Here is a 12,599-nt window from a genome sequence, read left to right as displayed (position 1 = left end):
TTCGGCGTAGGTGTCTCGCGGGGCTACGTCTTTTGCTTTCGTCGCGTCCCACCTTTCTCACGCCCGATAATTTCAAGAAATATTAAGTCGCGTGGGTTCCCCCACGGGTACATGGAAACTGCGGGCCCGGACGGCCGACTAGCAGAGCGGATAGACGGCGATGCTCTACTGGCGGATTTGGATGTAGACGACGAAGAAATCGAGTGGCGAAAGGAGTTCACTGGGTTCGGCGAGGACGACGCCGAGCGTCTGGCGGGCCAATCCGACCTCTTCGAGTCCATCGCGGACGACGCCGTGGACGAGTTCTACGACCACCTGACTGACTACGACGAGACTACCGAGGTCCTCGGTCGCTCTACTCGGACCATCGACCAACTCAAACAGACCCAAGCCGAGTATCTGGTGTCGCTGGCCGACGGCGAGTACGACCGGGAGTACTTCGCCGACCGCGCTCGCATCGGCAAGATTCACGATATGTTGGACATGCCGATGAAGCACTATCTCGGAGCCTATGCCCTCTACTTCAATTTCCTCGTGCCCGAAATCGGCGACCGGGTAATCGAGCGGACCGCCGAGCGCGTGGACGACGAGGCCGCCGAGGTCGTCCGCGAGGAGTTCGCCGAGGGTATCGAGGAGATTCTGTCGCTGTTCCGCATCGTGAACCTCGACATGCAGATGGTGTGTGACACCTACATTCAGTCCTACAGCGACGAGATGCGCGAGACCAACGCGCAACTCGTGGACCTCCAAGACGCCATCTCGGAGACGGTCGAGGACTCGCTCGAAGACCTCGCGGACTCGGCAGAAGACGTGGCCGAAAGCGCCGACGAAATCCACGACGTGACCCGCAAGCAGGCCGGCGACGTGGACGACATCGCCGAGGAGACCGAGAACATGAGCGCGACGGTCGAGGAGGTCGCCGCCAGCGCAGAGCAGGTCGAGCAGACCAGCAGAGAGGCCAAGAAACTCGCCACCGAGGGCCAAGCCGCCGCCAGCGACGCCATGACTGCGATGGAGGACATCGACGACGCGCGGGCCGACGTGACCGGCGACATGGCCGACTTGCAGGAGACCGTCGCCGAAATCGACGAAGTGGTCGATGTCATCGACGACATCGCCGAGCAGACGAACCTCCTCGCCCTGAACGCCTCCATCGAGGCCGCTCGGGCCGGCGAAGCGGGCGACGGCTTCGCGGTGGTCGCCGAGGAGGTCAAGAGCCTCGCCGAGCAGTCCAAACAGCAGGCCAGCGAAATCGAGGAGATGGTCGGCCAGATTCAGTCCAAGACCGACGATACGGTCGAAAGCTTGGACCGGACCGAGCGCAGGATTCAGTCGGGCGTCGAGAACGTCGAGTCCTCGCTCGAAACCCTCCGGGAAATCGTGGAAGCGGTCGAGGAGACCGTCCACGGCATCGGCGAGGTCGCCGAGGCCACCGACGAGCAGGCGGTCGCCGCCGAGCAGGTCTCGGCGATGGTCGAGGAGGTCTCCCGGCACGCCAGCGACATCGCCGACGAGGTGGCCGACGTGGCCCGAGCGACCGACCAGCAGGTCGAGCGAATCGAGAGCATCGAGAAGTCGGTCGAGCGCCTGCACGACGATACGGCCTGAGACAATGAACTTGCTTTTCTGACCGATTTCGGGGGCCGCGCCGACTCGCCACGGTCCGCCCCGACCCCCGCGGTCCGCGGGTGGCGCTCGGCCGACCAACCGACGGGGTGGGATGAAGGGGCCGCCCGGTCGCGCAACGCTTGGTCGTCTGAGCGACCTCTATCCGCGCCGGTGCGGTGCGGTGCGGTGAGGCGCGGATATGTCGCTCAGCGACCGCGACCGGGCGGGGGCTTCAATAAACGTTCACGACCACGATTGCACTCATTCTAATACGGCAAAAGAAACCCATAGAATAGCACGGGAAAGAAAAACAAATACTAAAGAAACAATATCCGTTCTCTAAGCCCGTTTCTGAATCTCCTCGCGCAGAAGTTCGCTCACGGTGTCACCGTCGGCCTTGCCGCCGAGAGCGCCCATCGCTTCGCCCATCAGGCCGGAGAACGCCTGCATTCCTTCCTCGGCGACCTGCTCCTCGTTGCGCTCCACGACGCCCACGACGGCCTCGCGCACTTCGTCCTCGCCCGCGCTTCCGAGGCCTTCCTCCTCGATGGCCTCGCTGGCGGTCAACTCGGGACTTTCGGCGAGCGCGGTCAGGACCTCGCCGACGTTGCCCTTCGCCGTCTCGCCGTCGGCCACCGCGTCGAGGACCTGCAGGAAGTGGTCGTCGGCCAGATTCTCGACCGGCACGCCGTCGCGCCGGAGTTCCGTCACGGTACTCTCGACGGTCTGGGCCGACAGGGTGGCGTCAGCGCCGGATTCGACCGCGCGCTCGAAGACCGGCATGCGCTCGCCGTAGGCGACCTGCTCGGCGAGGCCCGCGTCGAGACCGTACTCGTCCTGATAGCGCTCGACCTTCTCGGTGAGGAGTTCGGGGGTCTCGACCTCGCTCGGGTCGGGTTCGACCGGCGGCACGTCGGTCTCGGGGTACATCCGGGCCGCGCCCGGCAGGGGTCGGAGGTAGCGGGTCGTGCCGTCCTCGTTCGCGCCGCGGGTCTCCTCCGGCACGCCCTCCAAGGCGGTCTCTGCGCGCTCGGCGGCGGCCTCGATGGCCAAATCCGCCGTCTCGGGGTCGGCCGCGACGATGGCCACCGCGTCCTCGTCACCAGCACCGACTGCCTCGCGGAGCGCCGCCACCTCGTCGTCGGTCACGCCGTAGGCCGGGAGTTCGTCGGTGTGGAAGATACCGCCCGCGCCGTGGCGCTTGGCGTGGTCGGAGAGTTCGGTCCCGAGGCGTCGGTCCGGCTGGATTTCGGCACCCACGAGACCGTCGAAGCCGTAGAGGGGGACCGCCGTGACCTTCCCGCCGGAGTCCAGCGCACCCCGGATGACGCCCGAGTCAGTGTCGGCGAAGGTGTCGGTCACGTCCACCACGTCGCCGACCTCGGCGTCCCGGTCGCGGAGTTCGTTCCGAATCTCCAGCAGGCGGACCTGCCGGTGGACCTCGTTCGCCACGAGGTCGTCGATGTCGTCCAGACTCTGGACGCCCTTGACCTCGACACGCGCGCCCTCCTCGATGGAGATGTTCACGTCTTGGCGAATCGTCCCGAGGCCGCGCTTGACCTTGCCGGTCGAGCGCAGGAGCATCCCGATTTGCTCGGCGGCCTCGCGGGCCTGCTCGGGCGACCGAATGTCGGGCTTGGTACCGATTTCCACCAGCGGGATGCCGAGTCGGTCGAGGCTGTAGAGAACGCCGTCCTCGCGCTCCTCGACGCGCTGGGCCGACTCCTCTTCGAGCATCAGGTCCTCGACGCCGACCGGCCCCTCCGAGGTCGAAATCTCGCCGTCGGTCGCCATCAGCGTCGAACGCTGGAATCCCGAGGTGTTCGACCCGTCAACGACGAGTTTCCGCATGACGTGGGCTTGGTCCACCACGTCCATATCCAGCAGTTGCGCGATTTCGAGGACGACCTCTTGGGCCTCGGCGTCGAGGCGATGGGGCGGTTCGTCGTCCTCCTCGACCAGACAGGTGGTGTCGTAGGCCAGATACTCGAACTCCCTATCGACGCGACTCTCTTCGAGCGCGGCCTCGTCCATCTCGCCCAGTTCGCTCTTGGTCGGGTGCAGGAAGCGCGTGAACTCGCGTTCGGCCTCCTCGGGTTCTCGTAGCTCGGTCGGACAGCCACAGAACAGCTTCGACTCGGTGTCGAGTTGCTGGTGAATCTCCAACCCTGCGACGAGGCCGAGGTCCTCGTAGTCGTGGTCAGTCATTACCCGGCAATGAGTCGGCGAAGGGTAAAAAACCGTTCAGTCTCGGCGACGAGACTCGTCGTCCGAGGTCGAACTCGACTCGGCCGCTTCGCGCCACCGCTCTCGTAAACTCTCTTGCAACTTCTCGCCGACCAACTCCCGGAACTCGGTCGCCTGCTCGGCGTCCAAGTCCACCGCGACAGCAACCCTGCCGGCCGAACTCGCCGTATCGACCACCACGCTCGCCAGATTCCGGCGGCGCTGGAAGACGGTCTTCGTCTGAATCACCGTCTGAACTCGGTAGTAGGGCACCACCTTGGTCGTCCGGTCCCAGAAGCCGTTCCGGGTGAAAGCGTGATTTTCCCCCACCGCATAGCCCCGGTTGCGCCACTTCAGGTGGGCCGCGACCGGCGCGAGGACGACCAGCGCCAGCGGAATCGCCCAGAGCGGAACCGGACCGGGCGCGGAGGGACCAATCACGACCTCCAACGCACCCAGCGCCACGGCGAGGCCGCCGAGCGTGAGACCGTACCGGAAGGCGTAGCGAGTCCGGGCGCGCTTGGGCGGCCGGGAGAACTCGGGGAGGTCGAACGGTTCCACGTCCTGCGCGAGCCGAACCACCCGGTCGCGGGTCGCCAGCGGAATCGCGGCCTCGGAACCGCCCGAGGGCGTCTGGCCCGGCCCGTAGCCCGCGGTTTCGACCGCGAGGGTAGCGTAGCCGAATCGGCGCATCAGCGCGTTCTCGGTCATCGTGAGCGTCTGGACCTTCGAGAGCGGAATCGACCCGTCGTATCGCTGGAGGAGTCCGCGCTCGTACCGGAGTTCGTCGCCGACCTGCGTGAGGCGGAAATCGTAGTATCGGGCGAAGGTGACGCCGGCGCTGATGACCCAGAGCGCCACGATGAGGAAGGCGACTAGCATCACTCCGCCGATGAGTGCGACCTCTGTCAGGCCCGGCACGAAGGGGAAGGCCGCCGGGCCGAACGCCAACAGCGAAAGGTACCGGAAGTCGAACGAGAGCGCACTGAGCAGGCCCAGCTCCGCGGTCTGGAGTTCGAACAGGACCTCCTCGCGGTCGTCGCGCTCCTCGCCTTCTGCTGATTCGCCCGTCCCCGATTCGGCCGCGCCGCGCTTGAGGCGCTGGATTTCCCGCTGGAGGCGCTTGGCTTCGTCGTAGCCCACGAACCGGAGACTGGCCTCGGTCGCGCCGCCGCCAGCGGTTTCGAGGTCCAACACGGCGATGCCGAGCGCGCGCTGAATCAGGTTACGCGAGATGTCCACGTTCTGGATTCGCCGGAGCGGAATCTCGCGGTTGCGCCGCGAGACGACGCCCGACGCGATTTCGAGGCCGTCGTCGGTGAGGCGATACTCGAACCGCCGGTAGTAGGCGACCTGCCAGACCGCGACCGCGACGACGCCGACGCCGGCGAGTGCGATTAGTGCGGGACCGGCGAGCGGGAAGGGCAGGGCGTCGGTCCCCGACAGCGACTGGCCGAGGAAAAACAGCATCAGGCCGACGCTCATCCCCCGCGAGAGCGCCCGGTAGGGGACCGAGAACGGGTGGAGTCTCATACGGCGTCGGACTCGCGCTCGCTCTCGATGGCGAGGCGGCGAAGCTGTTCCTGCAAGTCGTCGGCGCGCTCGGGCGTCAGACCCGGAATCGTCACGTCAGCGCCCCGCGACCCGGCGGTGTAGACCACCACGCTGGCGAGTCCGAGCGCCCGCTCGACCGGTCCTCGCTGGGTGTCCACGTGCTGGACGCGGACGAACGGAACCACCGTATTGACTCGGGTGAGTACTCCTCGCTCCAGATAAAGGTCGTCGTCGCGGACCTCGAAGCGCCAGATTCGGTACCGGAGGACGGCGAAGACAACCCCCAGCACCAGCGCGAGACCGGCCACGGCGAGGCCGACCCAGAGGCCCGCGCCGAGCGCGAATCGGTCCACGAGCGCCGCGACGACTCCGAAGACGACCGCGGTCACGGCCGCGCCGACGCCCCAGACGAGGCGGACGCGCGGATTCAGCACTTCCATGCCTTGGGGAACTACCTCGCCGCCGATAAGTTCCCCTGATACAGTTGCTGTCGAACGTCTCGGGAAGCGTATCGAACAAGACAAAGAAAAATCAAGTGAACAGGTTGATATTTTCCCGGTCGGAATCGAGAGTGTGTCCACGCAGAACGCCATCGAGACGAACTCGCTCACGAAGCGGTTCGGGCCGGTGACCGCTATCGAGGGTATCGATCTCACGGTCCGGTCCGGGGAAGTTTTCGGACTTCTCGGTCCCAACGGTGCCGGCAAATCGACCGTAATTGACCTCGTTCTCGGGTTGACAACACCCACCGAGGGTCGGGCACTCGTCTTCGGTACGGACGTGGCGAACAATCCGCGTGCTGTTCGACGTCGAATCGGTGTTCTCCCGGACGATTACGCTATGTACGACGGTATGACCGGCCGAGAGCATCTCCGGTCTATCCTGCGATTGAAAGGGGCCGACGACGACCCGGAGGACCTTCGTGACCGAGTGGGACTCGATGACGAGGCGTTCGACCGCCCGGCGGGAGACTACTCCAAGGGCATGAGACAGCGACTGGCGTTGGCGACCGCCCTCGCGGGCGACCCCGACCTCTTGATACTCGACGAACCGTCTTCGGGGTTGGACCCCGGAGGAATCGCACTCGTCCGGGAACTCGTCGGCGAACTATCGGAGCGAGAAACGACGGTCTTTTTTTCGAGTCATCGGCTGGCCGAGGTCGAGGCCGTGTGTGACCGTATCGGAATCGTGAACGACGGACGTCTCGTCTCGGTTCAAGGTGTAGACGGTCTCACGGACCAAGCCAGCGATTCGGAGCGACTGCAACTGCTTACCGACGAGTCACCCGACGCGGACTGTCTCGAACGAGTTCGGTCAGTGAACGCCGTCGAGCGGGTTCGGGTGGACGAACAGACCCTGACTGTCGATTGTCTTGCCCCCGAAGTGAAAGCCGACGTAATCGAACTTGTCAACCGAAGCGTTTCGGTCCGGGACTTCGAACTGGAGGAGAGGAACTTAGAAGACGTGTTCGATGCGATAGTCGAGCGTGATCGGTCGGCCACGCCGCAACAGAATGCCGTCGTCACTGGCGGTGATCCCAAATGACTATTGGCAGAGTTTTCGGTCACGAACTCACGGTGATTCGGCGGACGGCCGTCGGCAAGTTTCTCGTTGCGCTGTCGCTGGTAGGGGCCCTCGGTGGCACCCTCGTCGGGTACGGCTTGTCGAACGACCCGCTGACCGGGGACTTCCTCGCGTTCTCACTCTGGCTCGTCGCCGGGACTGTCCTCCCCTTCGGGGCGTTGCTGACCAGTGCGGTCGCAATAGCGGCCGACAGAGAGTCCGGACGCCTCAGACTGCTGTTCGGTACGCCGGTGACGCGGGCAGACGTGTTCGTCGGGACACTACTCTCGCGGGTGGCCGCGACCTGCGTTTCGGTCGGCGTTGGGTTCGCACTTACGGTGGTCGTCGTCTCACTCTTTTCGGTCGAGGCAACCCGAGGGATACTGCGGCTTGCTACGTTCACGCTCCTGTTCTGTGTCGTGTACACCACGGTTGGAACGGTCATTTCGGCCATCTCTCCGACCCGATTGCGAGCAATCGGATTGGCACTCGTCTTCTACGTCTGGTCGGCCATGTGGCCTCAAATCGTCGGCATACTCGTGGGACCGAACAGGTCTCCGCCGGGACCGCCGACGAGCGCCGAGCGACTGACTCACTTCGTCGGGACGCTGAGTCCTTTCGGTGCGTACAGCCAAGTCGTCACCCCGGCCCGAGCGATATACGCCGAATCTGTGGCGGGGAGTTTACTGGCGACACCGACGATGTTGCTCATTCTGGTCACGTGGGCAGTCGTCCCGGTTCCCATCGGGTACTGGTGGCTCTCTCGAATCGACCTGTGAACTACCTACTTGCGTGTAGCTGACGGCGTTCGCTCCTCGGTCTGTGGGCTACATTGTCGTCGGAAAATCTCCGAGCTTTGCAATCACGGGAGGTCCTCGTTCTCTCGAACGACTCCACGAGGACGAAGACGTAGCGCCTGCCTTCTGCTAAAAATCGAAACGGAGTTTGGGAGTCGATGCTCTCGGACCGTCTCAACAACCGCAGTAACAGTTGTCGTGACAGTAGTAGTCGCCCGCGTTGTCCTGCCGACAGCTCTCGGTACACTCGCGGTCTTCGAGCCAACAGTTGCCTGCCGGGGAGCAGGTACTGCCACCACAGGTCGAGCCACATTCCGAAGTCGCGGACACGTCTTGGGTGTACTCCATCTCCGTCGTTTCGACAGTGCCCTTGATTTGGTCGAAGCGGACGCGCTTGCCCGGACCGGAACCGTCGGGTGCGTAGATGGCGTAGGGGTCGCCACCTTCCGGCAGGTTGATAGTGAGCTTCGTCCCGTTCGAGCGAACGACGAACGTGTGGACGACTTGCTCGCCGTACTTGAGGACGGCGCTCCCGGTGTCGTTCTTCCCGAGGGGTGCGTTCGAGAAGGCAGACGGGGAAGCGCGCGAGATTAGCCCTTGGTCGGCGAGTTCCTCAAGTAGCAGTTCGGCGTTTTTGAGCCGATTCCGGCTAGCGGTTTTCTGGGCCACCTCGAAGTCGTCGCTTTGACCGGACGCCGAGGCCGAACCGGCGACACTTCCGAGTCCGACCGCGCTAGCGAGTGCGGCGACTGCTCCGGACTGGAGAACCTTCCGACGGCCGTGGTCGGCTCCACTGTCGTCTTTTGCGATACTGTCCAACAACTGCTTCTTATCTGGCTTGTCAGCCATACGAACATATTAATCCACCCACATTAATATTTTTCTACTAATTCTAGACAGATAACTTTCATTTATGTGTAATATAATTATGGTGTTTGGAGCATGTGAGCGAGTGCGCGTCGGACTCCGAATCCGATTCACGAACCCGATATTTATATCAGGAGCCTGTGAAACGCCGCATATGGGAACGCGAGGCGACGAAATCGAACCGGACGACCGAGTTCACGTCCGGCGACTCGACGCCGTGGACACCCTTCGGTGGTCGCGCGGCGTCCTCGCCGACAGCCTCGAACTCGTGGGTCTCGCGTTCGCCGTCGGTCTCCTGTCGGTCGTCGCGCTGGTGGGCGTCTCGCCGACTGCGACCCCGCCGACCGAACCGCCCCGAATCGACGGGTGGGTGTGGCCGGTCTACCTCGTCTTCTTCGTCGGCATCGCGCTGGTCTGGGGTGCGGTCTACGCCACCGCCGACGCCGCCGTCGAGGAGCGCGACCCTTCGCTCGCCGACCGACTCAGACACGCTGTGACTCGGCTTCCGGCGCTCTTTGCGACCGGCGTGCTGACGTGGGTCGTCTCGGCGCTGGGCTTCATCCTGTTCGTCCTACCGGGCGTCTACCTCTTTCACCGACTCGTGCTGGCGTACCCGGCCTGCGTCATCGACGGGACGGGACCGGTCGGAAGCCTCCGGGCCGGATGGCGGGCCAGCAAGGGCAACGCGGCGACAGTGTTCGGAGTCAGCGTCGGCTACTTCGGCCTCGCCGTCGGGTCGAATGTCGCGGCGAGCGCGCTCGGCCAGTACACCGTCCTCGGCAGGTTGGTTTCGGCCGGACTGACCGCTGGCGTGCTTCCCCTGTTCGGTCTCGCGTTCGGCCACCTCTACCTCGAACGCAGTCGAAACTGGTAGTTCGTCGCTCGGTTTGGACCGGTCGCTCGATTCGTCGGACGGTTCAGCGACTCACTCAGTCGCAGGAGCATTTAGAAGAAAAGGCCTTTTTACTTTAGACGTGTCTAAACCATAGTAATCATGCTATCCGAAACCACGGTGGGTTCGTCCGGTCTCCTCCACGGACCGACCGCGGAGGTGGCCGACAGATGACCGGTTGGCTCGAAATCGCGGTCGTGGCCTTCACGACCCAACTGCTCGTTCTCCCCGGCGAGAAGGTCCAGTTCATCATCGCCGGCCTCTCGACGCGCTACAACCCGTGGGTCGTCGTCTCTGCCGCGGGGAGCGCGTTCGCCGGATGGACCGCGCTCGAAATCTGGTTCGGGAACCAACTCAAGGGCGCACTCCCGCCGGTCTATCTGGACGCTTTCACCGCCGTTCTGTTCCTCGCCTTCGCGGTTCTCCTCGTGCGGTCCGCGCCGGAGCGAGGCGAGATACCCGCCGAGACAGACGGCGGCACCGAGATAGACGGCGGCGTGACGAGCGCGGGCGACATCGACATGACGGTGTTCGGCAGAGAGGTCCCCGACGCCTTCGGCGGCTTTCTCCCCATCTTCGCCATGATGGCGGCCGGCGAATTCGGCGACAAGACTCAACTCGTCACCATCGGGTTGGCGGTCCAGTACGGCGCGACCCCGGCCATCTGGGTGGGTGAGATGCTGGCCATCATCCCGGTCAGCATCGCCAACGCCTTCTTCTTCCACAAGTTCTCCCACAAGTTCGACGCACGGAAGGCCCACTACGCCGGCGCGGCGCTGTTCCTGTTCTTCGGTCTCGACACCGTGCTGTCCATCGTCACGGGCTTCTCGGTCTGGGAGACCATCGTCGGGACGCTGGCCGGCGCGATTTCGGCCGCGATTCCGGTTGCGGTGCTGATTTAGCGGTCGAACGAATCGGCGATTCGCTGGCGCACGTTCTCGGCGGTCCCGGCGTTCTCTTTGGTTTCGTCCAACTCGAAGTCGGCGAGCGCGTCGGTCACCACGTTGGCCTCGCCGCGCGAGAGTTCGATTCGCTCGGCGTCGTCGGGGTCGTTGTCCCCGAAGATGGCGTCGTTGTCGAGCCATCCGGTGTCGTCCTCGGCCGCCATCTCGCCCTTCTCGACCCCGCGATGCTCGTCGAAGTCGAACTCCGCAGAGAGGCGGTCTTGGATGTTCTGGATGCGCATCCCCCGGTCGCTAGAGGCAGTCATCTCCTCGTCGGAGAGCGCGGCGATGACCACGCGGGCCTCGTTGCGCGTCATCTTGAAGTTCGCCGTCTCCCCGTCTCCGTGTCGGTCGTCGGACATGGATTAGGGCACGGTAGCCTCCCTGAAACGGTTGACGGGCGTTTTCGGAAAGTGGATTTGTAAGTCTGCATCTGTCCTGCTGTCGGTCGAAGCGAGCGAGGGACGAACGTCGGGAGTACCGAGAAGAAGGTTCGAAGCAGACCGTCCCTCAATTATCGGGGCAACCCTCACAACTCTGCCGAACTCCCGTCATTCGTCACAAAAAGAAAAACGAAGAACTAGTCCGTTCGCTCCTAGTCGTCGCTACCCAGAATCCCGCGATGGGTCATTTTCTCGGGGTCGATGACCTCCTCGGCTTCCTCCTCGCTGAGGTAGCCCTTCTCCACGACGACTTCCTTGACCGTCTTGCCCTCCTTCAGGGCGGTCTTGGCGGCGTCGCTGGCCTTGTCGTAGCCGATGTGGGGGTTCAGCGCGGTGGCCAGCGCCATGCTCTGTTCGACCTGCTGTTCGCAGTGTTCTTCGTTGGCTTCCAGTTTGCGGACAAACTTCTCGCCGAAGACTTCGGAGGCGTTGGCGAGCATCTCGGCGGACTGGAGGAAGTTGTGCGCGAGGACTGGCTTGTAGAGGTTGAGGTCGATTTGCCCCTCGGCGGCACCGGCGCTCACGGCGGCGTCGTTGCCCACGACCTGCTTGTGGACCTGATTGACTGCCTCGGCGACGACGGGGTTGATTTTGCCGGGCATGATGGAGCTACCGGGCTGGTTTTCGGGCTGTTCGAGTTCGCCCAGACCGTTGCGCGGCCCGGAGGCCAACAGGCGCAGGTCGTTGGCGATTTTGTTGAGCGAACCGGCGATGGTTCTCAGCGCGCCGTGGGCCTCCGACATGGCGTCGTGGGCGGCCTGCGCTTCGAAGTGGTTGTCGGCCTCGCGGAACTCGACGCCGGTCTCCTCGGAGATGTACTCGGCCGCCTTCTCCGGGAACTCCGGGTGGGTGTTCAGGCCGGTGCCGACCGCGGTGCCGCCGAGCGCCAACTCCGAGAGGTGGTCCCGAACTTGGTCGAGGCGGGCGAGGCCCTTCTCGACCTGCGTGCGGTAGCCGCCGAACTCCTGTCCGAGGCGGACCGGCGTGGCGTCCTGCAAGTGCGTGCGGCCGGTCTTGACCACGCCGTCGAACTCGTCTTCTTTGGCTTCGAGGGCCTCGCGGAGGCTGTCGAGCGCGGGCAGGAGGTCCTTCTCGACGGCTTCGAGGGACGCGACGTGCATCGCGGTCGGAATCACGTCGTTCGAGGATTGACCGAAGTTCACGTGGTCGTTGGGGTGAATCTCGCGCGTGCCGATTTCGCCGCCGTAGATTTCGGTCGCGCGGTTGGCGATGACCTCGTTGGCGTTCATGTTCGAGGAGGTCCCGCTTCCGGTCTGGAACACGTCCACGGGGAACTGGTCGTCGTGCTGGCCTTCGATAACCTCGTCTGCGGCCTCGACGATGGCGTCGGCCTTGTCGTCGGGAATCATTTCGAGGTCCCGGTTCGCTCGGGCCGCCGACTTCTTGACGACGCCGAGCGCGCGGACGAACCGCCGCCCGAACGTGATGCCCGAGATGGGGAAGTTCTGGAGCGCGCGCTGGGTCTGTGCGCCCCAGTAGGCGTCGGCCGGTACCTGCATCTCTCCGAGGCTGTCCTCCTCGATACGGTAGTCCTCGTCGCTCATACGTTCGAAGGTCCTTCCCCCGCAGATAAATATCGTGCGCACTTGGCCTCGCCGCCGCGCCGGGTCCCGCGGACACGGGGTGACGCGGACAGTTCCGTCACGCCGAGGAGCGTCGCTCCGAACAGTTCTAGTTAGCTAGA

11 protein-coding genes are annotated in these 12,599 nt (G+C 64.3%); 5 read left to right on the top strand and 6 right to left on the bottom strand.

From position 1 onward, the window contains the following. Nucleotides 1-111 precede the first annotated feature (111 nt). Complete coding sequence (locus tag P2T57_RS02765; RefSeq protein ID WP_276300950.1) at nt 112-1,608, top strand: globin-coupled sensor protein; 1,497 nt, start codon at nt 112-114, stop codon at nt 1,606-1,608. A gap of 339 nt (nt 1,609-1,947) precedes the next feature. Here P2T57_RS02765 and gatE read toward each other — a convergent pair whose 3' ends face one another. Genes gatE through P2T57_RS02750 form a run of 3 tightly spaced genes read right to left on the bottom strand, consistent with a single transcriptional unit; the run spans nt 1,948 to nt 5,828 of the window. Next, the gene (gatE, locus tag P2T57_RS02760) at nt 1,948-3,816 is read right to left on the bottom strand and encodes a Glu-tRNA(Gln) amidotransferase subunit GatE (protein ID WP_276300949.1); all 1,869 of its coding nucleotides are present in this window, start codon (nt 3,814-3,816) and stop codon (nt 1,948-1,950) included. 36 nt (nt 3,817-3,852) lie between these two features. Continuing rightward, nucleotides 3,853-5,367 carry a PH domain-containing protein gene (locus P2T57_RS02755; protein WP_276300948.1) on the bottom strand — a complete coding sequence of 505 codons (1,515 nt, stop codon included), beginning with the start codon at nt 5,365-5,367 and terminating at the stop codon, nt 3,853-3,855. Then, nucleotides 5,364-5,828, bottom strand: a complete 465-nt coding sequence (locus P2T57_RS02750) for a PH domain-containing protein (protein ID WP_276300947.1) — start codon at nt 5,826-5,828, stop codon at nt 5,364-5,366. Before P2T57_RS02750 ends, P2T57_RS02755 begins: the two co-directional genes overlap by 4 nt. On the opposite strand from P2T57_RS02750, the gene P2T57_RS02745 reads away from it, so the two are divergent. Both P2T57_RS02745 and P2T57_RS02740 read left to right on the top strand, forming a co-directional pair. Beyond that, on the top strand, nt 5,827-6,933 hold the full coding sequence (locus P2T57_RS02745; RefSeq protein ID WP_276300946.1) for an ABC transporter ATP-binding protein: 1,107 nt from the start codon (nt 5,827-5,829) through the stop codon (nt 6,931-6,933). The two genes, P2T57_RS02750 and P2T57_RS02745, sit on opposite strands and share 2 nt — an antisense overlap. Beyond that, nucleotides 6,930-7,730, top strand: coding sequence for an ABC transporter permease subunit (locus tag P2T57_RS02740; RefSeq protein WP_276300945.1), 801 nt, complete (start codon nt 6,930-6,932; stop codon nt 7,728-7,730). The genes P2T57_RS02745 and P2T57_RS02740 overlap by 4 nt, the downstream gene beginning before the upstream one ends. A 192-nt stretch (nt 7,731-7,922) precedes the next feature. Here P2T57_RS02740 and P2T57_RS02735 read toward each other — a convergent pair whose 3' ends face one another. Beyond that, nucleotides 7,923-8,597 (bottom strand): hypothetical protein, encoded by a 675-nt coding sequence (locus P2T57_RS02735; protein ID WP_276300944.1) that lies wholly within the window; start codon nt 8,595-8,597, stop codon nt 7,923-7,925. A 172-nt stretch (nt 8,598-8,769) separates the two neighbouring features. Here P2T57_RS02735 and P2T57_RS02730 point away from each other — a divergent pair, with 172 nt between their 5' ends. Next, entirely contained in the window at nt 8,770-9,489 is a 720-nt protein-coding gene (locus tag P2T57_RS02730) for a hypothetical protein (protein WP_276300943.1), read from the top strand. Nucleotides 9,490-9,677: 188 nt separating this feature from the next. After that, on the top strand, nt 9,678-10,409 hold the full coding sequence (locus P2T57_RS02725; RefSeq protein ID WP_276300942.1) for a TMEM165/GDT1 family protein: 732 nt from the start codon (nt 9,678-9,680) through the stop codon (nt 10,407-10,409). Here the strand turns inward: P2T57_RS02725 and P2T57_RS02720 are convergent. Together P2T57_RS02720 and P2T57_RS02715 are read right to left on the bottom strand one after the other, a co-directional pair. Further along, entirely contained in the window at nt 10,406-10,813 is a 408-nt protein-coding gene (locus tag P2T57_RS02720; protein WP_276300941.1) for a hypothetical protein, read from the bottom strand. The two genes, P2T57_RS02725 and P2T57_RS02720, sit on opposite strands and share 4 nt — an antisense overlap. Before the next feature lie 233 nt (nt 10,814-11,046). Then, the gene (locus P2T57_RS02715) at nt 11,047-12,459 is read right to left on the bottom strand and encodes a class II fumarate hydratase (RefSeq protein ID WP_276300940.1); all 1,413 of its coding nucleotides are present in this window, start codon (nt 12,457-12,459) and stop codon (nt 11,047-11,049) included. Between the last annotated feature and the right edge of the window lie 140 nt (nt 12,460-12,599).

The sequence above is a fragment of the Halorussus lipolyticus genome, assembly GCF_029338375.1.
GTDB lineage: Archaea > Halobacteriota > Halobacteria > Halobacteriales > Haladaptataceae > Halorussus > Halorussus lipolyticus.
This window is presented reverse-complemented; position numbering and strand designations above follow the sequence as displayed.